This is a genomic window from uncultured Pseudomonas sp. (genome assembly GCF_943846705.1).
Classification (GTDB): Bacteria; Pseudomonadota; Gammaproteobacteria; order Pseudomonadales; family Pseudomonadaceae; genus Aquipseudomonas.
The window spans coordinates 3,807,401-3,832,736 of record NZ_OX044366.1 but is presented as its reverse complement, the minus strand read 5'-3'; the positions used below and the strand labels follow the sequence as shown (position 1 = coordinate 3,832,736).

Here is a 25,336-nt window from a genome sequence, read left to right as displayed (position 1 = left end):
GCCAAGATGAAATTGACATTCAGCCCGGAAGACGAAGCCTTCCGCGAGGAAGTTGCAGGCTGGCTGCGCAACAACCTGGTCGGCGAGTTCGAAGTGCTCCGCTTCCGTGGCGGTCCCGGTGACGAACACATGTTTCCGCAAGAGCGCAAACGCTGGGAACAGAAGCTGGCAGAAGGCGGCTGGACCTGCGTCGGCTGGCCGCAGCAATACGGCGGCCGTGGCGCTTCGATTGAACAGCAAGTGATCTTCTTCGAGGAATATGCCCGCGCCGGTGCGCCAGGACGCGTCGGACACATTGGTGAAGGGCTTGCCGGGCCGACCCTGATTGCCTTCGGCAGCGAAGCGCAGAAGCAGCAATACCTGCCTGGGATCGTCGCTGGCACCGAGCTCTGGTGCCAGGGTTACTCCGAGCCGGGTGCCGGCTCGGACCTGGCCAATGTCAGAACCAAGGCGACCCAGGACGCCGCGTCGGGCAAGTGGCTCATCAATGGACAGAAGGTCTGGACCTCCCTGGCCCATGAGTCTGACTGGTGCTTTGTGATTGCCCGTACCGACCCGCAATCCCAGGCGCATCGCGGCTTGGGGTTCTTCCTGGTGTCGATGCATCAGCCGGGCGTCACCGTGCGCCCGATCGAGCAACTGACGGGCACCTCGGAATTTAATGAGGTGTTCTTCGATGACGCCGTGGCGGCGGATATCGTCGGGGCACCTGGCGATGGCTGGAAGGTCGCGATGGGCTTGCTCGGCTTCGAGCGCGGGGTTTCCACCCTCGGTCAGCAGATGCAATTTCAGAACGAGCTGGACGAGATTATCCGCATCGCCAAGAGCAATGGCGCGGCCAGCGAGCCGAGCATCCGTCAGCGCATTGCCGAAGCTCACACGGGCTTGCGCCTGATGCGCTACAACGCCATGCGCATGCTTTCCGGTCCTGACTCCGGTCAGCCGGACAGCTCCGCATTAGTCTACAAACTGCATTGGTCCAGTTGGCACCGCAATCTCGGGGTGCTGGCCATGGATGTGTTAGGCCCCGAGGCGGAGATCATCGAGTCCGCCCCCTACAACCTGACGCGTCTGCAGTCGATGTTCCTGTTCACCCGTTCGGACACCATCTACGGCGGCACCAACCAGATTCAGCGCAACATTATTGCTGAGCGCGGACTCGGCATGCCCAAAGAAGCTAAAGGCAGGTAACCATGATAGATCTGAAAAATCCCGAGTATGTAACCGGCCATAACCTGCTGCAGGGCAAATCGGTACTGATCACAGCCGCAGCAGGCGCCGGCATTGGTTTTGCCGCTGCTACCCGAGCGGTGGAGGAGGGTTGCCGGGCAATCGTTATCAGCGATGTGCATGAGGGCCGCCTGGCTGCCTCCGTGGACAAGCTCAAGCAGGAAACGGGTCTTGAGGCGGTGTGGGGCAAGCTCTGCAACGTCACCGACGAGACTGAAGTACGCGCGCTGATCGACTTTGCCGAAGACAAACTCCAGGGCACCGACATCCTGATCAACAACGCCGGGCTGGGTACAAGCAAGGCGCTGATCGAGATGGAGGATGCTGAATGGAACAAGGTCATCGATGTGACCTTGAACGGCACCATGCGCATGACCCGCTACATGCTGCAGGTTATGAAGGCCCGCAGCCAAGGCGGGGTCATCGTTAATAACGCCTCGGTGCTTGGCTGGCGCGCACAGAAAGAACAGGCGCACTACGCCGCCGCCAAGGCTGGGGTAATGGCGCTGACCCGCTGTGCGGCTTTGGAGGCCGCCGAGTTCAATGTGCGGATCAACGCCGTTGCCCCCTCGCTGGCCGTGCATCCAATGCTGCGCAAGTCAGCCCCCGAAGCGCTCCTCAAGGAGCTGGAGTCGCGTGAGGCCTATGGCCGGGGCGCTGAGTGTTGGGAGGTGGCCAACGTGATGATGTTCCTGGCCAGTGACTACTCCAGCTACATGACTGGAGAGATCTTGCCGGTCAGTTCACAGCAGGCTTGATGGGCTGCAGCAGCGCCCCGAATGATTTTCGGGCGTTTGCCTTAACGCCGGCACAAGGTTTAAGCGCGGTTATCCGCTGAAGGTGTTTTGACTGCAGCGGACACCGAGTGGTGTTCGCTGCAGACAGAAAAACCGCTAACGCCGCGTCCATGCACAGATCGAACAGGAGAGCAGCATGACCATGGTTTTCAACAGCGCCGCCGCCCTCGAACAGGCAGTGGGCAAGTCCCTCGGCGTGACCGAGTGGATCATCATCGAGCAAAACCGCGTTGATACCTTTGCCGACGCCACCGGTGATCACCAGTGGATCCACGTTGATCCAGAGAAGGCCAGTAAAGGCCCCTTCGGCGGCACCATTGCGCACGGTTACCTGACCCTGTCGTTGGTTAACTACTTCCTGCCGCAACTGATGCGCGTCGAGAACCTGCAGATGGGCGTCAACTACGGCTGCGACCGTGTGCGCTTCCCAGCCCCGGTGCGGGTTGGTGCCAGCATTCGCGGCAACGGTGAAATTACCCAGGTCGAAACCCTGGCCAACGGCGCCGTGCAGGTAGTCGTGCGCGTCACCGTTGAAGTCAAAGGCAGCGACCGTCCCGGCTGTGTGGTGGACACCATCAGCCGTTACACCTTTAACCCGAATTCCTGAAGAGGCACGCCATGCAAGAAGCAGTTATTGTCGCCACCGCACGTACCGCGCTGAGCAAATCCTTTCGCGGCTCTTTCAACGACACCGAAGCGCCGGTATTGGGCGGGCATGTGATACGCGCCGTGGTCGATCGCGCCGGCATTGATCCGGCGGATGTGGGTGATGTGATCATGGGCGCTGCGGTACAGCAGGGCACCCAGGGCTACAACATCGGTCGCCTGTGCGCTTACACCGGTGGTCTGCCTGACTCCGTAGCGGGCATGGCGGTTGATCGCATGTGCGCTTCCGGGTTGATGGCAATTGGCGAGGCCGCCAAGGCGATCATGACCGGTGAGATGGATGTGGCCATCGGTGGGGGCGTCGAATCCCTGTCGCTGACCCAGACCAAGCATAAGAACACCCACCGGGCGCGCTCCGAAGCGGTCATAGAAGTGGCGCCTGCTGCTTATATACCGATGATCGAGACGGCAGAGATCGTTGCCGAACGTTACGGGATCACTCGTGCGGCACAGGATGAGTACTCTCTGCAGAGCCAGCAGCGGACTGCTGCCGCGCAGAAAGCCGGTTTGTTTGATGATGAAATCGTCCCGCTGACGGCCAACAAGCTGCTGTTCGACAAGGAAGGCAAGCCGAACGGCCACGAGCAGGTAAGCGCTGATCGTGACGAGTGTAATCGTCCCTCCACCACCCTCGAAGGTCTCCAGGGCCTGGCACCGGTGTGGAAGGATGGCCAGTGGATCAAGCAGGGTCAGCACATCACCGCCGGTAACGCCTCGCAGTTCTCCGATGGTGCGGCAGCGTGCCTGTTAATGAGTCGTAGCGAAGCCGATCGTCGCGGCCTCAAGCCACTCGGTACCTATCGCGGAATCGCCGTGGCCGGCTGCAAACCGGAAGAAATGGGCATTGGCCCGGTGTATGCGATTCCCAAGTTGCTCAACCGCTTCAACCTCAAGGTCGAGGATATCGGCCTGTGGGAAATCAACGAAGCGTTTGCCAGCCAGGTGCTGTACTGCCGCGATGAGCTGGGCATCCCCAACGATCGGCTGAACGTTAACGGTGGTGCGATCTCCATCGGTCATCCGTTCGGCATGAGCGGTGCACGCATGGTCGGCCATGCTCTACTCGAAGGTCGCCGCCGTGGTGTGCGCTACGTGGTGGTCTCCATGTGCATCGGTGGTGGCATGGGCGCTGCCGGCCTGTTTGAAATCGACTGATACGCCCTCTCTCCCGCCTGCCACGCAGCCCGCTTTACGCGGGCTGCGTGCGTACTGCTTAACTACTTTTGGGTGACACCAGGCGCTCTGGCCTGAGGCTTTGCCTGCACAGTGAGTCACGTAAGCCATTTGGACGATGTTCGCCTAGCAGTGCTGGACCAACATCAAACCACTCTCTGTGCTGCCTCTGTGCCTTTGGCGTGAGCAGCTGACGATCGATAAAAACAATAGGTGGCCTGAGCAGGGCCCCCACAGGGTGAAATTGCGCCATGAGCAAATTGATTAGCTACTCCTTCTGCCTTGTCGTCGCGCTGTTGGTGATATTCGCTTTTTCGCCGCGCGCTGACGTCAACGGTCATCAAGTTCAGCTCAATCTGGCCCGCCTGCAGATCAATGATCTCGTGCAGTTCGGCGAGCGCATTGTCGCAGTAGGCGAGCGCGGCACCATCACGGTCAGCGACGACCGTGGCAAGACCTGGCGCCAGACCCATGGCGACGACCAGCTTGCGGCCACTCTGACGGGAATCAGCTGGCTGGGCGGCGATAACCTGCTGGCGGTTGGTCACGATGCGGTGCTGCTGCGCAGCGACGATGCCGGTGAGACCTGGGACGTGCTGATGCAGGATAAGGAGCAGGGCGAGCCGCTGCTGGGCACCTGGAGCGCAGACGGGCAGCAGATATTTGCTTACGGCAGTTTCAGTAAATTTTTCAGCTCCAGCGATCAGGGCCGCAGCTGGCAGGCACGTGAGCTGGACACCCATGGTGAACATTTCAATGACATGGACGGTGATGGTCAGCGCATGCAGATCATGGTCGGCGAGATGGGCCTTGTGCTACGCAGCGAAGACCACGGCGTCAGCTGGCAGCGTATCGAACCGTTTTACCGCGGCTCGTTATTTGGTGTGGCGTATATGGGTAACAAGGTTTGGGTCTCCTATGGCATGCGCGGCCATGTGTTCGTTAGCCGCGATGACGGGCTGAACTGGACTCCGGTCGATGTGGGGCACCACCTGCCGCTGTACGGCCACGCCATGAATGACACCGGCCTGGTGATTGTCGGGACTGGCGGTGCCTACGTCAGTCTTTCGCGTGAGGGTGCCATTACTGGCTCCGGTTACCTCAAGGGCTTGGGCACCCTGACCTCGGCAGTGGTACTGCCTGATGGCGAACTGTTTGTCGCTGGCCAGAGTGGCCTGCTGCAAAAAGATCGCGGCTATCTCGCAGTCTACGGTCAATAAGGGGGATATATGGACAAGCACAATCGTCGTTGGATAGATCGCTGCGTCGAGGCCATGGCCGATGGCTTGCTGGGCCACCGCAAGTTTTTCCTCACGATCTTCATCTTGCTTACGCTGGGGCTGGGCTACAGCGCCACGCAGATCAAGCTGGACCCAGGCTTCAACAAGCAGATCCCCATCAGCCATCCCTATATGCAGAATTACCTGCATTACAGCGAAACCTTCAGTGGTGCCAATACCATTTTGGTTAGCGTCAAATGGCGCGGCAAGGGGGACATCTACAACGCCGAGTTCCTTGACGTGTTGCGTCAAGTCACCGATGAGGTGTTTTTCATTCCAGGCGTGCGGCGGGCTAGCGTGCGCTCGTTGTTCACCCCGGATGTGCGTTATGTCGAGATTTCCGAAGAAGGTTTCGTCGGTGACGTAGTGATCCCGCCGCACTATGCCGGCAAGCCGGAAGACCTCGATCAGGTGCGCAGTAATACCGCACGTTCGGGCGAGATAGGGCGGCTGGTCGCCAATGACCTCTCGGCCTCGATCGTTAATGCGGAGTTGCAGGAAATCAACCCGCAGACCGGCGAGCGTGTTTCCTACGCCGAGATCGCCGCCCAGCTGGAGGCGATCCGCACACGCTTCGAGAGCGAGAATATCGAGATCAATATCGTCGGCTTTTCCAAGCTGGTGGGTGATGTCATCGATGGGCTGTATATGGTGATGGGCTTCTTCGTCATCGCCTTTGCCATCACTGCGCTGATGCTGTGGTTCTACTCCCGCTCGCTGGTGCAAACCGTGGTGGCGCTGTTGGTGGCGCTGGTGCCGGTGGTCTGGCTGCTGGGGGTACTGCCGCTGATCGGCATGGGCATTGACCCGATGTCGATCCTGGTGCCGTTCTTGATCTTCTCCATCGGCGTGTCGCACGCGGTACAGATGACCAACGCCTGGAAGCAAGACATTCTCAGCGGGCACAATTCCTTTGAGGCGGCCAAGGTATCGTTTTGCAAGATTTTCATCCCCGGCTCCCTGGCGCTGGTCACCAACGCGCTGGGTTTCGGCGTGATCATGCTGATCGATATCCCGATCGTTCATGAGCTGGGTATTACCGCGTGCATCGGCGGGTTGCTGATGATTGTGACCAACAAGATGATGCTGCCGATCGTCATGTCCTACCTCAAGCTGGACAAGCGCGCCTATCAACAGCGTGGGCGTAATGCTGACGGCAAGCACCGCCTGTGGTGGAGTCTGTCGGTCCTGGCGACGCCGAAGGCCGCGCTGGGGGTGTTCGCCATTAGTCTGGTGTTGCTGGTGGCTGGGGCCTGGAAGAGTCGCGAGCTGATTGTCGGTGACGTGGGCGTCGGTGCGCCGGAGCTGCGCGAGAGTTCACGCTATAACCAGGACAACGCCCAGATCTCCAGTAGCTACTCGATCGGTCTGGATGTGCTCTCGGTGTATATGGAAACCAAGATCGAAGAAGCCTGTCTCGACGCCGATGTGATGCGTGCAGTGGAGTCGCTGGATTTTCATGCGCGGAGCATCGATGGGGTCAGTTCGGTTCACAGCGTCGCGGGCATGGGCAAGGTGTCGATTGCCGGCAACAATGAGGGAAATCCGCGTTGGGCCGCTATCCCGGGGTCTACGCGCGGCCTGATTGCGGGTTCGCGAGCCTACACCAACGCTCACGGCCTGGTAGTCGATGGCTGCCAGACCATGCAGGTGCTGCTGTTTCTCGGCGATCACGAGGGCGACACCATTGCCCGGGTTACCGACCAGGTTGAAGGCATCATTGCCCGGATCGATGAGCCCAAGGTCAAATTCCACATGGCCGGCGGTAATGTCGGTGTGATGGCGGCGTCCAACGAGGCGGTCAAGCAGGCAGAGGCGCAGATGCACGGCTCGCTGCTGCTGGCGGTGGCATTGTTCTGCTGGGTGACGTTCCGCTCTGGACGGGCAGTGCTATGCCTGCTGATTCCGCTGGCGATTGTCGCCACCCTGTGCAGCGCGGTGATGGCCGTGTTCGGCATCGGCCTGAAGGTCGCCACCTTGCCGGTGTTGGCGCTGGGTGTGGGGGTCGGTGTGGATTACGGTATCTACCTCTACGAGCGTATGCAGCATGAGCTGGCCTTGGGCAAGGACGTGCGCACGGCCTTCTATGAAGCCATGTGTCAGCGTGGCACTGCGGCGTTGTTCACCGCCTTCACCATGTCGGTGGGGGTCGGGGCTTGGGTCTTCGCACCGTTGAAATTTCAGGCCGACATGGGCGTGCTACTGGCGTTTATGTTCCTGGTCAACGTATTCGGTGCGATTCTCCTGCTGCCAGCGCTGGCTTCCTGGTTGAGCCGCGGCAAGCCGCTGGTGCGGGTAGTGATACCTGCAACGGGCAGTCAGGCTGCAACCGACAGCCATGCACACTGACCAGCAACGCCTGGTAATGGAGGCCTCATCCTTAGATCAGCTATTGGCTGAGCTCTATGATGCCGCTATTGACGACCATAGCTGGAGCCGTTTTCTGGCGCGGGTGCAGCAGCTGTTTCAGGCCAACTACGTCACCCTGATCCTGCGTATCCCGCAGGATTCGGATAAAGGTCTGATGCTGGTCATTGGCGATATCGAAGGGCAGGGGACTATCTCCTACATCACCTACCCCAGTTCGGCGACGCCCTTTGTCAATTGCGCGGTCAACCAGGTGTTTACCGTTACCGACTTGATGAGCGTGGAGAGCTGGCGCGAGTCCGATTACTACCTCCAGTACTGTAAGCAGCAGAATGTTTTCCATGTGATGGGGGTGGATATAACGCCACCCAGTGGTGGGGTGTTTCGTTTTCGGGTCACCCGGGCACCCAACCGCGAGGACTTCTCGGCTGCGGATCGGGCGCTGTGCGACACGCTGATTCCGCACATGAGTCGTGCGCTGCACATTCACAGCCTGCTGGGCCACAAGAATTCGCTGAGCACGCTGTATGCCCAGGCCATGGGGCGGCTATCTATCGCCACGATGATTCTCGACGGCAATGGTCACCTGTTGGAGACCAACCAAGTCGCCCGGGAAATGCTGGCCGCTGGCGATGGCCTGAAGGTTGTCGGTGGTCGTCTGGAGGCCAGCTACCCAGGCGACAACAAGCGTTTGTATAAAGCCATCCGCGCCGCGGCGAGCAGTTCGGCCAGCGGCCGTATCGCTCTGGCCGAAGCACAGTCGGTTGCCCGCCCGTCCGGCCAGGTCAGCCTTGGCATTGTCGTTGAGCCAGTTCCGGAGCAGGATTGGGATGAGGGTGAAAGCCAGCCGGCAGTGGTTATTTATTGCCGTGATGCGGTTGGCCAGCCGCTGCTCAGTACCGCCATTACCCGCCAGGTATTCGGTTTTACTCCATCGGAGTCGGCTTTGGCGATGGAACTGGCAAACGGCCTTTCGCTTGAGGACGCGGCCATTTCCTTAGGCATTCGGCGCAATACTGCTAGAGCGCATCTGCGGGCGATTTTCTCGAAAACCGGCGTGCGCCGTCAGACCGAATTGGTCCGGTTGATCCTCAACAGTGTGGTAACCCTGGGTCAGCCATAAGCATGGACAACATTTGATGCAATTATTGATGGGCGCGCAAAGCGGCCCGTAGTGGCATATAGAGGAAATGGTCTACTTGTGCAGTGCCGGATAACGATATAAATCTGAGCTTCAGCGAAGCTATACGCATGAGGTCGCAACGATGACAACAATAAGTAAAAAAGCGCATCCAGAATCGTCCGAAACACCGTTGTCGCTAGACGACTATGATCGAGTTATTGGTCTTATCCATGACGGTGCCTTGGAAAACGAGCGTCTGTCCGAGGCGTTGTACGAGTTGCGCAATCTGTTTCAGGCCAATTACGTCACGCTGATTCTGCGTATTCCAGGGGTCGAGGATGTCGGCCTGATGTTGGTCGCCGGGAATCTCGAGGGCAGTGGCAAGGTTACCTACTTCCCCTACCTGCATGGCGATACACCGTTCTCCAACATGCCGGCGGATCGGGTATTCACGGTGGATGACGTGATGACCTTCCAAGAGTGGGAAAGCAGCAGCTATTACCGCGACTACAGCAAGCTGAACGACATCTACCACGTCATGGGGGCGGATATTTCCACCATCGACTCCGGCGTGTTGCGCTTTCGCATCACCCGCAACCATTCCCAGCAGGCATTCACCGAGGCCGACAAGGCGCTGTGTTCGCGGCTGGTACCGCATTTGCGGCGCAGCATGCATGTGCACAACCTGCTCGGCCGCAGCGCATCGCTGGGTAACCTGTATGCCGAGGCGGTCAACCGTCTCTCGGTGGCCACCCTGGTACTCGATGAGGCCGGTGGGGTGTTGCAGTTGAATGATGTTGCCCGCGAGCTGCTTGGTCAGGCCGATGGTCTCAAACTGGTAGGTTCCCGGCTGGAGGCAAGCTACCCCAGCGATAACCGCGAGCTGCACAAACTAATCAGGGATGCGGTCGACTCCAAGCATGCACCGCAACCGCTGGGCGCCCGTGAAGCACTCTCGGTTGCGCGGCCCTCTGGGCAAGTCAGTCTCGGGGTGGTGGTCGAGCCAGTGCCCGGCACGGAGTGGGCCGAGGGCCGTGGTCAGCCGGCGGTGATGATGTATATCCGCGATGCGGTTGGTAAATCCCAGGTCGACAACCGGGTTGCCAAAGAACTGTTCAACTTCACTCCGGCGGAAACCGTGCTGGCGCTGCAGTTGGCCAACGGCCTGTCGCTGGAGGAAGCCGCGGAGAATTTGGGCATCATGCGCAACACTGCGCGGGCTCATCTGCGGGCGATCTTTTCCAAAACCGGTGTGCGCCGGCAAGCTGAGCTGGTGCGGGTGATGCTTAACAGTGTGGTGTCCTTGGGGCGTGGCAATGTCTCCCCGTTAGGTGCGCGCGCAGCGGTCATTCCTCATCCTCAGCTGCGCTCCCTGCAGAGCGGCCTTCGCCCGTAACACGTGCTGGTCGCGGAGTAATCCACGGCGTCCAGAGTGTCCCTAAGCAGTCCGTTCACAGCAGCCGTCGACCCTCCAGGTCGGCGGCTTTCTTGTTGTTGAATCCTAGTCTGTGCAGACGATGAGTCGCATGCTGCGGCCTCCGATACTTATCGACAAAATCGCATGGTTGCAGACACTGGGAACACAACATGAACAAGGTGGTATTGGTCACCGGGGCCAGTCGTGGTATCGGCCGGGAAACGGCTCTGGCCTTTGCTCAGGCCGGGTTCGATGTGGCCATCAGTGCGCGTACGCTCGAAGATGGCCAGCAGCATGAGCACAGTCTGACGGGGGCCGACGGGCAGTCCTTACCGGGCAGCTTGGCCTCGGTGGCTGCTGAGATCAGAGCGCTAGGGCGCCAGGCTTGGTGCATTCCGATGAACCTGCTGGACGCTGACTCGGTGCTACTGGCGGCTGATTTGTTGCTGCAGCAGGCCGGGCGTATTGATGTGTTGGTCAATAATGCGGTGTACCAGGGCAGCGACCTCAACCAGACGTTCCTGCAGCTAAGCGCGGATACCCTCGAGCGCATGTACCGCGGCTATATTCTGGCGCCGGTGCTGCTCACTCAACGGCTAGTGCTACCAATGCTGGAGCAGGGCGAGGGGGTGATTATCAACGTGACCTCTGGGGCTGGTGAAAGCAATCCACCGGTGGCGGCAGACCGTGGCGGCTGGGGTTATGCCTACGCCGCCGGCAAGGCGGCCGTGTCGCGTCTGTCGGGGGTCCTCAAAGCTGAAATGGGCGACCGTGGCTTGCGCACCTACACGGTCAATCCTGGCGTGGTCACCACCGACGCGCTGAAAGCCACGATTGGCGAGGCAGGTGTGCGGGCCCTGGGGGCCGGCTCCGCGCCGCCGCTGGTGCCCGCTGCCGTGATGCGCTGGTTGGCGGTCAATGATGTGCAAGGCCTGCATCAGAAGCGCACGGTGCACGTGCAGCCCTTTGCCCTCGAGCACGGCATAGTCGCGGATTGGCGCGACGCCTAAATCTAGTCCAACTGGGGGATGTAGCTGCTTCAGGCTGGCGCGAATATGCCATACATCGGATGTGGTTTTTCGGCAAATTCACGTCGCCGCTCTAGCGGGCCGGCCGTGAAGAAAACTATAACAACGCTCAGTGAGGATTAGGTTCATGAATCAGATGATCGAGGTCAAGTCGGTGGCGGAAACAGCAGAATATCGCTATGCCCGTGGCTGGCATTGTCTTGGTGAGGCTGAGGCCTTTCGTGATGGCAAGCTGCACACCTTGAATGTCTTCGGCAGTCGCCTGTTGGGCTTTGTCGGCAAGGACAATCAAATTGCCGTGCTGGATGCCTACTGCCCACACATGGGGGCTGATCTGTCGCAAGGCGAGTTGGTAGATGGCAAGGTCGTCTGCCCATTCCACCACTGGGCCTTCGATGCCAGTGGGCGTTGTGCCGAGATCCCTTACTGCAAGCGCATTCCACCCAAAGCGAAAACGCGCAAATGGTTGACCTGCGAAGTCAACCGTCTGCTGTTCGTCTGGCACAACCCTGAAGGCCTGCCGCCGGCTGAAGGTGTCGAGATTCCCTATTTCCCGGAAATCGACAGTGACGAGTGGGACAATGACTGGCATTTGGATCTGATGGTCATCGACACCCATCCGCGTGAGCTGGTGGACAATCTGGTCGACGCCCAGCATTTCGGTCCGGTGCATGGCGCGCCGACCAAGTATTTCCGCAACACCTTTCAGGGGCATATTGGCACCCAAGAGTTTCATGGCGACTCCGAGCGCCTGGGTGGTGACCTGGTTGCAGAGTCAGCTTATTACGGCCCTTCAACCCACTTCACCCGGATGCGTGCCGAATATGACGGGCTGACAGTCGAGACGATTCTGCTGAACTGCCATGTACCGATAGGCCCTAGGCAGTTCGAGTTGCGCTTCGGAGTGCTGGTCAAGAAAATTCCCGGCTGGACCGAAGAGCAGAACGAAAAACTGGCGCTGGAATACGTGGAAAATAACCGCACCTCCTTCTACCAGGACGTAGACATTTGGAGCACCAAGCGGCCGGTGGATAACCCGGTGCTGGCCGAGGGCGATGGTCCTATTTACCAGTTGCGCGAGTGGTATGCGCAGTTCTACACCAATGAGGCGGATATCCCGCCGCAGATGGCCGAGCATCGCGAATTTATCACCGTCAATAAGCCCTGACGCTTACCTTGCACCGATCAGAAGCCGCTCTTTTAGGAGCGGCTTTTGGGTTTTCTGACGTCCGAACGGACGATGTGGCAGGAGGCCTGTTCAGCTAACGTCAGAGGCTAATAGAGTATTAATACGGAGGCGCATATGGAACGGTGGAAAAGAGGGCTGGCAGCTTGTCTGCTGCTGTGCATGCTGTTCCATAGCCTTCTGCAGGCCGAGTCGCTGCCCGCTGATGAGCAGCAGGCTCTCGCGCTGCTCGAGCGAGCTTCACAGTATTACTTGCAGGAGGGTGAGCGATCTTTTGCGGCTTTTAGCCGCCAGGGGCAGTTTACCGAGGATGATCTGTATGTATTCGTGGTGGACCGCGACGGCATTATGCTCGCCAGTGGCGGCCCTTCGCGGCAGCTGATTGGTCGGGATGTTTCGCCGCTGCTCGATGATCAGTTGCGAGCCGTTTATCAGTCTGTCCTCGCACAGCCGGCGGCCAATGAAATCCAGGTGGGCGAGTACCGTTGGATCAATTGGCGTCAGGGTCGTGTGGAGCGCAAGAAAGCCTTCTATCGCGTATTTGACCAGCATATCCTGGGGGTCGGCTATTACCAGCCCCGAGCCGATTCTGCCGAAGCACACAACATGTTGCAGCGTGTGGTAGCCGCGTTGGCCGATGACGCGAAACAGACCATCGGTCAGATCAATAATCTCGATTCGCAGTTCTACCGGGATGACATCTACCCGTTCGTTATCGACAGCGACAGCCGCCGCTTCGTTGCCCATGGTAATAACCATGGGCTGGTTGGTAGCCGCTTCGACACTCTCGAAGACCATGCTGGCCAACCGCTGGGTGCGCCGCTCCTGGCGCAGATGAAGGGACGCGATACGGGCGAATTCGCTTATCGCTGGCGCAACCCGGTTACCCAGAAGGTGGAGAACAAGACCGCGCTGATCCAGCGGGTGGGCCGCTATCTGGTGATGGTAGGTTGGTACAGCGACCCCGACGAGTAGCCTAAGCGATATAACTGAGCCTGCGCAGCAGTCCTGCAGCGCAGGCAATGGCTATGCAGCAGTGCTTGGTTTGTCGCCGCCGCTAGACAGCCGCTGGAGAACAGCCACGCCCACGATTAATCCTCTGTTGGCGGTTTATATCGTCCCAGCTCGTGTTTGCACACGCCGTTGTGCGAGGCGCTGCGCTCGTACAACGGGGCGCGCACAAGCGTTACAAATCTAATAACAAAAGTGAGGAAGCCCCGATGTCTGGCATCAAACGAAGGCACTTTCTGCAAGGCTCTGCCTGCCTGGCCGCGGGCCTGGCGTTAAGTTTACGCGCGCCGTCGGCCATGGCAGCGAGCGGCATGAGTTTTGCTGAGTATCGGCGTTGCGATGCCCTGGAACTGGCGCGCTTGGTGCGCGACGGCCAGGTCAGTGCCGAAGAATTGCTGGAGCTGGCGATCCAGCGCACTGAGCTGGTCAACCCGCAGATCAATGCAGTGGTCACCCGGCACTATGATGCGGCACGCCAGCTGGTGGCCTCGGGCATTCCTGACGGGCCATTCCGTGGCGTACCGTTCCTGCTCAAGGATCTGGGCGTGAGCATGGCGGATACGGTGACCACGCACGGCTCGCGCTTCTTCCGCGACGCCAAGGCGACCACGGACGACCCCTATGTCCGCAGCGCGCGCAAGGCCGGACTGGTGATCTTCGGCAAGAGCAACAGCCCTGAGTTTGGTAACAACCCGTCAACCGAAGGCAAATTGTTCGGTGATACGCACAACCCCTGGAATCTCAAGCACAGCGCCGGTGGTTCTTCCGGCGGCGCGGCGGCGGCAGTGGCCGCCGGCATTATGCCAGTGGCACATGCCAGCGATGGCGGTGGCTCGATCCGCCTGCCGGCGTCCTCTTGCGGCTTGTTCGGTATCAAACCAAGCCGCGACCTGGTGCCGATCGGCAGTGACGAAGCGGGTGCCCGTAACTTTTTGTCGGCGCAACATGTCGTCAGTCGCAGCGTGCGTGACTCGGCGGCGCTGCTTGATGCAATGGCCTGGAAGAACCCCGGGCGTGAATTCGACGGTGTCGAGCACGGTTCTTACCTGGCCAAGGTGCAGCAAGCGCCGGGTCGCCTGCGTATCGCCATGATGCGTCAGCCGCTGCTGGCGATGCCGGTGGAGCAGGTCTGCCTGGATGCCCTGGAAGATGCCGCGCGGCTGTGTGTTGAGCTGGGGCATGAGGTGGTAGACGCAGTCCCCAAGCTCAATATGCCGGCCGCTATGCAGGCTTCGGGTACCCTCAGCGTGGTTAGCCTGGCCGAGCGTATTGCCCTGCGCGAAGCGCAGCTGGGCCGGGCGGTGAGCGCCGACGACCTAGAATTGGTGAACATGGAAATGCTCAACTGGGGGCGCAAGGTCAGTGCAGTGGAGTACATGGAGGCTCTGCAAGTGCTGCGCCAAACCGGGCGTGATATGGCCCGCTTCATGAAGGACTACGACCTGATCCTCAGCCCAACGATGACCTGGGCGCCACCTTTGCTGGGCGTGGTGGACATGGACCTGCCGCTGAAGGAATTCGGCCCCTTGGCCACCCGCAGTTCGGCGTTTACTTCGCTGTACAACTTCACCGGACAGCCCGCCATGTCGGTCCCGCTGTACTGGAGTGGCGAAGGCTTGCCAGTGGGCGTGATGTTCGCCGCACGCTTCGGCGCCGAGCATACCCTGTTGAGCCTGGCCGGCCAGCTGGAGCAGGCGCGTCCGTGGTTCGACCGGCTGCCGCCGATTTGAAACCAAAGCAGAATCGATCCCGGGCTGCTCGATAAACGATCAGCCTGCAGGTAATACCTCAGCAAAGGAGTTTCATCATGCCCACAACAGTCGTTACGGGTGCTGCCTCCGGCATCGGCGCCGCCCTGTGCCTGCAATTATCCGAGGCCGGCCATCGTGTGATCGGTATTGATCGCGCCAACAGTGACATCAACGTCGATCTTTCCACCCCGGAGGGCCGCCAGCAGGCGGTTTCCGAGGCCCTTGAACGCTGCAATGGCGTGCTGGACCATGTGGTCTTGTGTGCCGGTGTTGGTGTCACTGCGCCCAGTTGCGGGCTGATTCTGGCGGTCAACTATTTTGCCGTCAGCAGCCTACTGCAAGGGCTGGTGCCAGCACTCAGCAAGGGGACTCAGCCGTCTGCCGTGGTGGTTGGCTCTGTCGCCGGGGTGCAGCCTGGCGCTGACCAACAACCGATCGTTGAGCTGATGCTGGCCGGTGATGAGGCTGCGGCCATTGAAGCGGCCAATCAGGCCAATCAGCCGAGCATGGCCTATGCCGGTTCCAAATATGCGGTCAGTGTATTGGTCCGCCGTCTGGTGCACGATTGGGCGAAAAATGGCGTGCGCCTCAATGTGGTGGCGCCGGGCGTGGTCGAAACGCCGCTGTACAAGGCTTCCACCGAAGACCCACGGTACGGTGAGGCCACCCGCAATTTTGTTGCGCCACTGGGTCGCGGCAGCCAGCCGCAGGAACTGGCCGAGGCGATCCGTTTTCTGCTGTCGCCCCAGGCCAGTTTTATGCACGGCACTGTGGTCTTCGTCGATGGCGGCATGGATGCGATGATGCGCCCAGGCCGCTTCTGAGTCCTCCAGAAACGAAAAAGCCCTGCATATGCAGGGCTTTTTTATTACTGTTCGGCGAAGTGGGGTGGGGCGAAGGCCTGCTGTCGGTAGAGCTGCACCAGCAGGATCAGCGGTAATAGCAGGCTGAGGTGCACCAGCAGCAGCGCGTGACGCAGTGATTCGTTACCGCTCCAGGGCAGGAGCAGATCGCTCAGCACACCGGTCACCAGCGGGCCAAGACCGACCCCCGCGAGGGTGGTGCAGATGGTCTGTAAGGCGATTGCGGTGGCCCGCTGCCAGGGGCTGACCAGTTGCGTCAGCAGGTTGAAACAGGGGCCTACCCACCACATGGTAAAAAAACCCATCAGGGCACACCAGTACATGGCAGTCGGCACTTGCAACGAGCCAATCTGCAGCGCGATGCCTTGCGGCCACAGTATATAAAGCAGCAGGCAGATCAAGGCGATGCTCTGGCCCACCAGAGGGATACCCAGGAGCCAGGCCTGGCTTTGCACGCTCAAGCGGTCGGTCAACCAGCCGCTGAATACCCCGCCCAGTGCGGCGCTTATCCCGGTCACGACACCGGCGAGGATGCCGGCATTCTGCAGGGACAAGTCGTGGGAGCGGATCAGAAACGTGGTATTCCACATGGCGAAGGCGAAGCCGCTGAAGCTGAACAGCGCGCAGGCGGCTACCAGCTTGCAGTAATGTGGGTTACCGAGCAGTTGGCGAGCCGACTGCCACAGGTTTTGCTTCGCTGCGGGGCGCTGTTGCACGCCATCGTAGCGTCCACGGTGCGGTTCACGACCCAGCATGGCCAGCAGCATGGATACCAGTAATGGTGGTGTGGCGACGATGTAGAAACCGCTACGCCAGCCGTACTGATCAATCACCCACGCGCCCAGACTCAGCCCGACAATTGCCGAAATAGTCGGTGCGGCCGTGAAGAAGCTGATTGCCAGCGAACGGTTGCGTGGTGGATACAGGTCGGCGATCAGCGACAGCGAGGCCGGTGTTACCGGCGCTTCGGTGATGGCCACCAGCATGCGGGCAATAACCAGCAGGTAAAAACTGACGGCAAAGCCGCAGAGCAGGGTGGCCAGTGACCACAGTGCGGTGCAGAGTGCCAGCAGCCTGACTCGGCTGTGGCGGTCGGCCAGGCGTCCGGCCGGTAGCCCCATGAGGGCATAGATGCCGGCAAAGGCCAGCCCGGAAATTAGCCCCATGGCGGTATCGCTGACGCCGAAATCCAGCTTGATCGGCTCAATCATCACCGCCATGATTTGCCGGCCAAGGAAGATGCTCGCATACCCGCCTACCAGCAGGGCTAACAACGCATTACTGCTCTTGCCGCCCCTGTCCTCAACGACTGACATGATGGGTTTCCTCCCTGGCAGCAAAATCACCGGCAGCGGTTGCTGCCGGTGCTAGGTTTCAGACTTGGCGCTGTTTAAGCAGGGTCAGAGCAGTATCCTCAATCATGTCTTCCTGGCCGCCGACCATGCCGCGGCGGCCCATCTCGACGAGAATTTCGCGTGCGGGCACGCCGTACTTTTTCTCGGCGCGCTTGGCAAACAGCAGGAAGGAGCCATAGACCCCGCCATAGCCCATAGTCAGAGCGTCTTTGTCGCTGCGGATGGGGAAGTCCATGATCGGCACCACCAGATCATCGGCCACATCTTGAATGGCGAAAATGTCCACTCCGGTGTGAATGCCCATGCGTTGACAGACCGCGACAAGGATTTCCATCGGCGTATTGCCGGCCCCGGCGCCCAGGCCGGCAGCGGCGGCATCGATCCGGGTGGCACCGGCGGCGACTGCGGCAATCGAGTTGGCAACACCCATGGCCAGGTTGTGGTGACCATGGAAGCCGATTTCGGTGCCTGGTTGCAAAGCCTGGCGCACGGCGCTGATCCGGGCGCTGACATCTTCGGGCAGCATGTAGCCGGCGGAGTCGGTGATGTACACACAGTTGGCGCCATAGCTTTCCATCAGCCGGGCCTGTTCGGCCAGACCTTCTGGACTGTTCATGTGCGCCATCATCAAAAAGCCCACGGTGTCCATCTCAAGCTTGCGGGCTAGGGTGATGTGCTGCTCGGAAACGTCGGCCTCGGTGCAGTGCGTGGCCACGCGAATGGTGTTTACGCCGATCTCGTGGGCCATTTTCAGATGATCAATGGTGCCGATTCCGGGCAGCAGCAGGGCGGATACCTTGGCCTTCTTCATCAGCGGCACGACTGCCTGCAGGTACTCCTCGTCGGTGTGCGCGGGGAAACCGTAGTTCACCGAGCTGCCACCGAGGCCGTCGCCGTGGGTCACTTCGATCAGCGGAATGCCGGCGGCATCCAGGCCTTGGGCGATGCCTTGCATCTGCTCCAAACTGATTTGGTGGCGCTTGGGGTGCATGCCGTCACGCAGGGTCATGTCATGCAGAGTGATGCTTTTGCCTTGCAGGTTCATGGACGGCTCCTTAAATGTTGGCACTGATGGCGGCGGGGTTGAAGCTGCCATCGAGCATTTTCTCGGCGAACAGCTCGGCGGTGCGGGCACCTGCGGCGGTCATGATGTCTAGGTTGCCGGCGTATTTAGGCAGGAAGTCACCCAGCCCTTCGACCTCCATGAAGACCGAGACGCGGTTGCCGTCAAACACCGGGCCGTTGACCAGCTTGTAGCCGGGTACGTACTTCTGCACCTCGGCGATCATGCTGTGAATGGAGTCGGTGATGCGGGCTTGATCCGGGGTGTCGGTGGTCAGGCAGTGGACGGTATCGCGCATGATTAACGGCGGTTCGGCCGGGTTGATGACGATGATCGCCTTGCCTTTCTTCGCGCCACCGACCTTCTCGATGGCGCTGGCAGTGGTGCGGGTGAATTCGTCGATGTTCTTCCGCGTGCCGGGGCCGACCGAGCGCGAGGCAGCGGTGGCCACGATCTCGCCGTATTCCACCGACTGCACGCGGGAAATTGCGGCGACCATGGGGATGGTCGCCTGGCCGCCGCAAGTCACCATGTTGACGTTGAGAATCGCCTCGCTGGCATATTGCTCAAGGTTTACAGACGGGACGACGTAGGGGCCGATGGCCGCTGGCGTGAGGTCGATCATCAGCACGCCCAGCTCATTGAGCTTGCGGCTGTTTTCGGCGTGCACATAAGCCGAGGTGGCATCGAAGGCGATGCGGATATCGTCCTCGCGCACGTGCGGCAGCAGTCCGTCGATGCCGTCGCTGGTGACCTTCAGGCCCATTTCTTCGGCGCGCTTCAGGCCTTCGGAGGTGGGGTCGATGCCGACCATCCAGACCGGCTCCAGCACGTCGCTGCGCAGCAATTTGTACAGCAGGTCGGTGCCGATATTGCCTGGCCCGATCAGGGCGCAACGGATCTTTTTGCTCATGGGGTTCTCCGGACGTTAGTCAGTGAAACGCAGGCTGGCACTTCCCAGACCGCTGATATGCATCTCGATGTGGTCGCCGGCGACGACCGGTACCAGTGGTGCCAGCGCACCGGACAAAATGATTTCGCCGCGGCGGAATGGAATGCCCAGTTCGCCCAGGGTATTGGCCAGCCAGGCCACTGCCGTGCAGGGGTGGCCCTGTACCGCCGAGCCCAAGCCGCTGCCCGCTGGCTGGCGGTTAAGCAGCATCTTTAGCTCGACGCTTGCCAGGTCCACCTGGCGTGGGTCGATACGCGCCTCGCCCAGGGCGAATACGCCGCATGAAGCATTGTCGGCAACGGTGTCTTCGATGCGGATTTGCCAGTTGGCAATGCGTGAGTCGACGATCTCGAAGCACGGTGCCACCGCTTCGGTGGCGGCCAGCACATCACTGGCGGTGATGCCAGGGCCGCTCAGGTCTTCGCCCAGGATAAAGGCGATTTCGCCTTCGGCCCGCGGTGCAATCAGACGGTGTTCGGCCAGGCTGACGCTGCTGGCATCGCTGACCTGCATGCGATCGGTGAGGAAGCCGAAGTCGGGCTGGTGCACATTGAGCATGTCCTGCACGGCCTTGCTGGTTACGCCGATCTTCTTGCCGATTACCTTTTCGCCCATGGCCTGGCGACGGCTGAGGAACTGCAGGGAAATGCGGTAGGCAGCGTCCAGCGTCAGCTCGGTGTAACGGCTGGTCAGTGGCGGCACGGCCTTGCGCGAACTTAAGGCTGCATACAGTTCATCGCCCAGGGCCTTGATCAGGTGGTCATCCATTATTCAGTTCCGTTCAGGTGGGGAAAACGCTGGTTTCGGCGCCGCCGTCGACCTCAAGGACTTTGCCCGTCACCCATTTCGAGGCGGGGGTTGCCAGGTACAGGGCCGCGGCGGCGATATCCTCGACTTCGCCGAGCGTGCGCAGCGGAGTGTTCTTTTCCATGATCTGGCGGATTTCGTCGGTCATCACCCCGGCCAGGGCGTCGGTCATAATCGGCCCGGGCGCAATGGCGTTGATGCGGATCAGCGGCGCGAAGTCCTGGGCCAGCATTTTCCCTAGGTGGGTCAGTGCTGCCTTGGCTGCGGCGTAGCGGCTGAAGTTGCGCTGGATGTAGCGCGCGGCACCTGAAGTGATGTTGATGATGTTGCCCTGGCCGGTCTCGAGCATGTGCGGCGCACAGAGCTGGATCAGGTGGTAGGCGCTGGTGACGTTGAAGTGCAGCGAGCGGTCGAATTCTTCCCAGCTCAGCTTTAACGGGCTGTTGGGGCCGCCGCCACCGGCGTTGTTGACCAGGTGGGTGATTTTGCCAAAGGCCTCCAGCGTGCGTGCGACCGCCGCCTCGCGCTGGGCGGGATCGTTGACGTCGCAGGATACTGCGATGGCCTGACCGCCTTGCTGGCGAATCTGCTCGGCCACGGCTTCCACGTCGGCCAGGGTACGGGCCGCGCAGACCACGCTGGCACCCGCTTCGGCATAGGCCAGTGCAATGGCCTTGCCAATGCCTTTACCTGCACCGGTGATCAGCGCCACGTTACCCTGCAGCGTGAAACGTTCTAATAGAGACATGCTGGTGTTCCTTAACCCTTTAGGTGTTTATTCAGGGGTGGGTTTTCAGTCGCCCAAAGGTCGGGCAGGCCGGGGTCGGTGACCTGGATCAGGCGCTTGAGGAGGATCTTCAGTGCCAGAGTGTCGCCGCTGCCGAGCTTCTCGGTGACGTCTTCCTCGACCGCCTTGGCCAGGGCGACATGCTCGAGTGAGACCTCGCGGCCTTCCCCGGTGAGAATGAAACACTGTTCGCCGGACTGCTCGTCGACCACGATGTAGCCTTGCTTCTGCAGGAACAGCAGCATCGACATCGTCACCTCACGCCCGGTGTAGGCGACGAAGTGGTTGATCTGCTTCAGCGTCAGATTGTTCTGGATGCTCAGTACCGAGAGCACGAAGAACGCATGTTCATCGAGCTTGTGGTTGCTCAGCAGGGTGCGTAGAAACGCGACCAGTTGGTAATGCGCTCGCCCAACCAGATAGCCCAGCAGGTCTTCGGTGTAGCTGCATTCGGGGGCAACTTGCTCAATCTGTGACAGGCGCACGCCTTCGTGGGGCTTGCGCGCGGTCAGTGCATATTGGCCGCTCTGAAACGCCAGCGGCGGCAGCTGGCTTTTGTCGAAGCTGAGCACCTCGCCGACGAAGATCAGGTGGTCGCCACCTTCGTACATAAAGGCGGTACGGCACTGAAAGCGCGCCGTGCAGTTGTGCAACAGGGGAATATCGTTGATACCGCGGTCCAGCTGGATACCGGCGAACTTGTCTTCGCCGCGAGAGGCGAAGCGTCCGGACAGAGGCTCCTGTTCCACCGACAGCACGTGTACATTCCAGTGCTTGGTGTTAGAGAACGCTTCCAGGCTGTAGGCGGATTTGGCCAGGCTCCATAGCACCAACGGCGGGTCGAGCGACACCGAGTTGAAGCTGTTGGCCGTGATGCCAACAGGTAAGCCATCGGCGCCGCGAGTGGTGATGATGGTCACGCCCGTGGTGAAGGTACTCAGGGCGTCGCGGAACGCCTTGGGGTTGAAACTTGCCTGAGCATTCATATCTGCCTCGTCTCGTCCAGGTTCAGTGAATCCAGTATTTGCTGGGGCAAATTAGCGGTCATCGTCTCTATGGACTAACGCGCTCCGGGTCTACTGGTCTGTATGGACGAGGTGAGGTGTGGGGAGGCTGTCTATCGTGCAGCACATTAGAAAAATAACGCCTGAACAGGCCGGATAGGCAATAAGGAGACCGCTGCATGCGCGCCCACCTGCAATCGATTGATCAACTCCCGCCATTACTTGCTGCCCAGCGCCTCGCTTTTGACCAGCAGGGGCCGGTCAGTGCCGAGCTGCGTCGGGAGCGCATCCAGGCGGTAATCGACCTGCTGGTGGATCACCATCAGGCGCTGACCGAGGCGATGGACGCGGACTTCGGTGGGCGCCACCCGGGCTTTGGCTTGATGAACGATGTGCTGGGCTCGCTGGCTTCACTCAAGCACGCCCGTGACCATCTCGGTGAGTGGATGCCGAATGAGCCGCGCCAGGTATTCTCGCCCTATGATCAGATGGGCGCAGAGGCGTGGGTGCAATACCAGCCCAAGGGCAGTGTCGGCATCATCGGCACCTGGAATGCCCCGCTGTTTACCTTGTTGAGCCCGCTGGCCTGTGCCTTCGCCGCAGGCAACCGGGCGGTGCTCAAACCTTCCGAGATTGTCCCGCGCACTGCCGCGCTGCTGGCGCAATTGATCGATCAGCGTTTCGACCCACTGGAGTTGGCGATCATCACCGGCGGTGTCGAGGTGGGGCAGGCATTCGCCAGTCAGCCGTTCAATCACCTGGTGTTCACCGGCAGTACCGAAGTCGGGCGCGATATCATGCGCCGCGCGGCGGAACATCTGGTTCCGGTGACCCTGGAGCTGGGCGGTAAATCGCCAGTGGTTATCGGCGCCAGTGCCGATATCGGCGAAGCCGCGCGCCGGTTGGCGATCGCGAAGGGCATCAACGCTGGGCAAATTTGCATCTCGCCGGATCGGGTATTTGTGCCTGCGGCGCAGTGCGAGGAATTTGTTCGTCAGTTCAGTGCAGCCTTCAGTGGCCTATACCCCAGCGTTGCGGACAACCCGGATCTGGTCAGCATCGTCAATCAGCGCCACCTGCAGCGTTTGGATGGCTATCTCGCCGAGGTGCGCGAGCTGGGCGTAGAGGTGGTGCAGTGCCCTGATGTGGCCTTTGATGCCCAGCAGCGCAAGCGGCCGATGAGCCTGGTGATTAACCCGCCGCTGAGCAGCGGCATCATGCGCGAAGAGATCTTTGGCCCTGCGCTGGTGGTGCTCGGTTACTCAGATATTCGCCATGTGCTCGAAGAGATCAATCAAGGCGAACGACCGCTGGCGCTGTATTACTTCGGTAGCGATCAGGCCGAGCAGGATCAGGTGCTGGGGCATACCTTGTCCGGCGGCGTAAGCATTAACGATGCGTTGATGCATGCAGCTATGGAAACCGCTCCGTTCGGCGGCGTCGGCGCTTCGGGTATGGGCCGTTACCATGGGCGTGAGGGCTTTCTCGAGTTCAGTCATGTGCGCACCGTGTACAAAGCGGCGGCCGCCGATCCGCGCGCAGAGTGGGGCATGTTGCCGCCGTACCACGCCGGCTTCACTGGCGTAATGCAGTCGCAAATCACCCGCTGATCCTTTCTTGCTCTTCTGCGTAGCTGCCCGGAACGGGGCAGCTGCGCGTGCCTGGCTGGGAGCCGTTTTATGCCTCGAGTGCATTTGCGTATGAGTATTGCCGCTCGCCTGTTGCTCTGGGCCGGGCTTGCGAGTGTGTTGTTCTACCTGGCGGTGGCCTTGGGTTGGTACGGGCTGCAATCGTCCCGTGACAGTCTGCGTGCGGTGCAGGCCGAGCAATTGTCGGTGATCAGCCGGACCACCGAGATCGAGCATCTGCTGGATGATAATCGGCGACTCGTACTCATCGCCTTTCAATATGATCCCGCCGGCAAACTGTCCATCGCCCATGATCGGGCTATGTCCTTCTACCTGGATGAAATTCGCGCCAATAGCGTGAAAATTGAACAGCTGCGCGCGTTCTTCAGTCAGCGCTCGCTGGATGTCCAGGAACAGGAGTTGGTGGCGAAATTCGAAGCGCATTATCAGCTCTGGCTGGAAGACCTGGATGCCATGTTGGCGCTGCTGGAGATTGAGGACTTTGGCGTCAACGGCATGCGCGCCTTCCTTCAGCTTGGCGCCGAGGAAGGGCGGCTGGCGCGGGTCACGCTGGGTGAGCTGCGGGCTCACCAGCAGCAGAAGGCCGAGGCGGCGTTTGTGTTGGCCGAGCAGCGTTATCGGCTGACGCTCGGCATTTATCTGACCCTGGCAATTGTCGGGCTGGTACTTGGCAGTATTACCGGGGTGCTTACCTTGGCGCGTTTGCGCAGTGGTTTCGGTACCGTGTCGACGCACGTGCGGGCGATTGCCGGTGGTGATCTAAGCGGTGATGTGCGGATCACTGGGCGCGATGAAATTGCTGACCTGTTGGCAGGCTTTTCCCGCATGCAGGCCAACTTAAGGCAACTGATTGGCGGTGTGCATGAACAGGTGAGGCTGCTTGGCAGTTCCTCGGTGCGCCTGTCGGCGTTGTCCGATGGCGCATCACGGATGGCGCAGCAGCAGTCCGATGCGGTGATCAGTATGTCCTCGGCGGTGGAGCAGCTGTCAGTGTCGATCGACGAGGTGGGCGGTCATGCCGAATCGACGCGTAAGATCACCGAGCAGGCCGCTGTGCGCTCCAGTCAGAGTGAAGCGTTGATCCAGCGTATGACCGTGGAGATGACCGAGATCGCCGAGGCGGTCCAGCTGACCGCCGAACAAATGCAAGAACTGGAGCGTTTTTCGCTACAGATTGGCAGCGTTATTCAGGTGATCAACGAGGTGGCTGAACAAACCAACTTGCTTTCGCTGAACGCGGCTATCGAAGCAGCCAGGGCCGGCGAAATGGGCCGAGGCTTTGCCGTGGTGGCGGCAGAGGTGCGACAGCTGGCTGAGCGCACCTCGCGCTCTACCCTGGAAATCGCCGCCACGGTCAAGCAGGTGCAGGGCAGCACCCGTGCGGTGGCGGCGGGTTTGCAGCAAACGGTGGAGCGGGTGCGGGTGGGGGTTGAATTGGCGCATCAGGCTGACAGCTCCTTGGTGCAGATCCGCGCCGGCACCGGCGAGGTGATTGTCGCGGTGAATGAGATCACCGCGGTGCTCAAGGGGCAGTCAGCCGCTACCCGGGAGATTGCCGTGCGTGTCGAGGGGGTCTCCAGCGGTGTCCAGGAAATGTCCGGCAGTGCGGCCCAGAGCGCCTCGGCTGCTGCCGAACTGCAATGCCTGGCCGGTGAACTGGAGCGCATGGCGCAGCAGTTCAGAACGGCCTGAACCTAAGGTGTGCGCATCGCCTGCGCACATTTTTGCAACTGCTTCGTCCCATAGTCCGCTTTGACGATGAGTACTCAAGGTTCGCTCCAGATAATTAGATCAGCCGCGCGCATGGGCGCTGCCGAGAGTCTCTGG

At 60.4% G+C, this 25,336-nt stretch carries 21 protein-coding genes; 15 read left to right on the top strand and 6 right to left on the bottom strand.

The genetic code is table 11. The features are described 5' to 3' along the window. The first annotated feature begins 6 nt into the window (after positions 1–6). From Q0V31_RS17785 to Q0V31_RS17725, 13 genes are all read left to right on the top strand, one after another. Positions 7–1,191, top strand: a complete 1,185-nt coding sequence (locus Q0V31_RS17785) for an acyl-CoA dehydrogenase family protein (protein ID WP_298189989.1) — start codon at positions 7–9, stop codon at positions 1,189–1,191. Between the two features lie 11 nt (positions 1,192–1,202). After that, entirely contained in the window at positions 1,203–1,988 is a 786-nt protein-coding gene (locus tag Q0V31_RS17780) for an SDR family oxidoreductase (protein ID WP_298191132.1), read from the top strand. A 175-nt stretch (positions 1,989–2,163) separates the two neighbouring features. Beyond that, positions 2,164–2,634, top strand: coding sequence for a MaoC family dehydratase (locus Q0V31_RS17775; RefSeq protein ID WP_298189987.1), 471 nt, complete (start codon positions 2,164–2,166; stop codon positions 2,632–2,634). 11 nt (positions 2,635–2,645) lie between these two features. Continuing rightward, the gene (locus tag Q0V31_RS17770) at positions 2,646–3,848 is read left to right on the top strand and encodes an acetyl-CoA C-acyltransferase (RefSeq protein WP_298189985.1); all 1,203 of its coding nucleotides are present in this window, start codon (positions 2,646–2,648) and stop codon (positions 3,846–3,848) included. 269 nt (positions 3,849–4,117) lie between these two features. After that, on the top strand, positions 4,118–5,086 hold the full coding sequence (locus Q0V31_RS17765) for a YCF48-related protein (RefSeq protein ID WP_298189984.1): 969 nt from the start codon (positions 4,118–4,120) through the stop codon (positions 5,084–5,086). A gap of 9 nt (positions 5,087–5,095) precedes the next feature. Next, positions 5,096–7,495 (top strand): efflux RND transporter permease subunit, encoded by a 2,400-nt coding sequence (locus Q0V31_RS17760; RefSeq protein WP_298189983.1) that lies wholly within the window; start codon positions 5,096–5,098, stop codon positions 7,493–7,495. Next, the gene (locus tag Q0V31_RS17755; protein ID WP_298189982.1) at positions 7,485–8,636 is read left to right on the top strand and encodes a helix-turn-helix transcriptional regulator; all 1,152 of its coding nucleotides are present in this window, start codon (positions 7,485–7,487) and stop codon (positions 8,634–8,636) included. Before Q0V31_RS17760 ends, Q0V31_RS17755 begins: the two co-directional genes overlap by 11 nt. A gap of 142 nt (positions 8,637–8,778) precedes the next feature. Next, entirely contained in the window at positions 8,779–10,032 is a 1,254-nt protein-coding gene (locus Q0V31_RS17750; protein WP_298189981.1) for a helix-turn-helix transcriptional regulator, read from the top strand. A gap of 191 nt (positions 10,033–10,223) precedes the next feature. Next, on the top strand, positions 10,224–11,063 hold the full coding sequence (locus tag Q0V31_RS17745) for an SDR family NAD(P)-dependent oxidoreductase (RefSeq protein ID WP_298189979.1): 840 nt from the start codon (positions 10,224–10,226) through the stop codon (positions 11,061–11,063). A gap of 154 nt (positions 11,064–11,217) precedes the next feature. Beyond that, complete coding sequence (locus tag Q0V31_RS17740; protein WP_298191130.1) at positions 11,218–12,249, top strand: Rieske 2Fe-2S domain-containing protein; 1,032 nt, start codon at positions 11,218–11,220, stop codon at positions 12,247–12,249. Positions 12,250–12,384: 135 nt separating this feature from the next. Beyond that, on the top strand, positions 12,385–13,242 hold the full coding sequence (locus Q0V31_RS17735; RefSeq protein ID WP_298189977.1) for a cache domain-containing protein: 858 nt from the start codon (positions 12,385–12,387) through the stop codon (positions 13,240–13,242). A gap of 245 nt (positions 13,243–13,487) precedes the next feature. After that, complete coding sequence (locus Q0V31_RS17730; protein ID WP_298189975.1) at positions 13,488–15,008, top strand: amidase; 1,521 nt, start codon at positions 13,488–13,490, stop codon at positions 15,006–15,008. A 77-nt stretch (positions 15,009–15,085) separates the two neighbouring features. Next, entirely contained in the window at positions 15,086–15,853 is a 768-nt protein-coding gene (locus Q0V31_RS17725) for an SDR family oxidoreductase (protein WP_298189974.1), read from the top strand. Positions 15,854–15,897: 44 nt separating this feature from the next. Here the strand turns inward: Q0V31_RS17725 and Q0V31_RS17720 are convergent, their stop codons facing one another. Genes Q0V31_RS17720 through Q0V31_RS17695 form a run of 6 tightly spaced genes read right to left on the bottom strand, consistent with a single transcriptional unit; the run spans position 15,898 to position 21,842 of the window. Continuing rightward, entirely contained in the window at positions 15,898–17,208 is a 1,311-nt protein-coding gene (locus Q0V31_RS17720) for an MFS transporter (RefSeq protein WP_298189972.1), read from the bottom strand. Positions 17,209–17,266: 58 nt separating this feature from the next. Next, on the bottom strand, positions 17,267–18,292 hold the full coding sequence (dmpG, locus tag Q0V31_RS17715; protein WP_298189970.1) for a 4-hydroxy-2-oxovalerate aldolase: 1,026 nt from the start codon (positions 18,290–18,292) through the stop codon (positions 17,267–17,269). A gap of 10 nt (positions 18,293–18,302) precedes the next feature. Beyond that, positions 18,303–19,223: an acetaldehyde dehydrogenase (acetylating) gene (locus Q0V31_RS17710; RefSeq protein WP_298189968.1), complete on the bottom strand. Its 921-nt coding sequence runs from the start codon at positions 19,221–19,223 to the stop codon at positions 18,303–18,305. A 15-nt stretch (positions 19,224–19,238) separates the two neighbouring features. After that, positions 19,239–20,030 carry a fumarylacetoacetate hydrolase family protein gene (locus Q0V31_RS17705; protein ID WP_298189966.1) on the bottom strand — a complete coding sequence of 264 codons (792 nt, stop codon included), beginning with the start codon at positions 20,028–20,030 and terminating at the stop codon, positions 19,239–19,241. A 13-nt stretch (positions 20,031–20,043) separates the two neighbouring features. Beyond that, a complete protein-coding gene (locus Q0V31_RS17700) occupies positions 20,044–20,817 on the bottom strand; it encodes a glucose 1-dehydrogenase (protein ID WP_298189963.1) in 774 nt (257 codons plus the stop codon). A gap of 11 nt (positions 20,818–20,828) precedes the next feature. Beyond that, positions 20,829–21,842 (bottom strand): flavin reductase, encoded by a 1,014-nt coding sequence (locus tag Q0V31_RS17695; protein ID WP_298189961.1) that lies wholly within the window; start codon positions 21,840–21,842, stop codon positions 20,829–20,831. 197 nt (positions 21,843–22,039) lie between these two features. Between Q0V31_RS17695 and Q0V31_RS17690 the strand changes: the two genes are divergently transcribed. Together Q0V31_RS17690 and Q0V31_RS17685 are read left to right on the top strand one after the other, a co-directional pair. Beyond that, positions 22,040–23,470: a coniferyl aldehyde dehydrogenase gene (locus tag Q0V31_RS17690; protein ID WP_298189958.1), complete on the top strand. Its 1,431-nt coding sequence runs from the start codon at positions 22,040–22,042 to the stop codon at positions 23,468–23,470. A gap of 69 nt (positions 23,471–23,539) precedes the next feature. Further along, on the top strand, positions 23,540–25,201 hold the full coding sequence (locus Q0V31_RS17685; protein WP_298189956.1) for a methyl-accepting chemotaxis protein: 1,662 nt from the start codon (positions 23,540–23,542) through the stop codon (positions 25,199–25,201). Positions 25,202–25,336 lie beyond the last annotated feature (135 nt).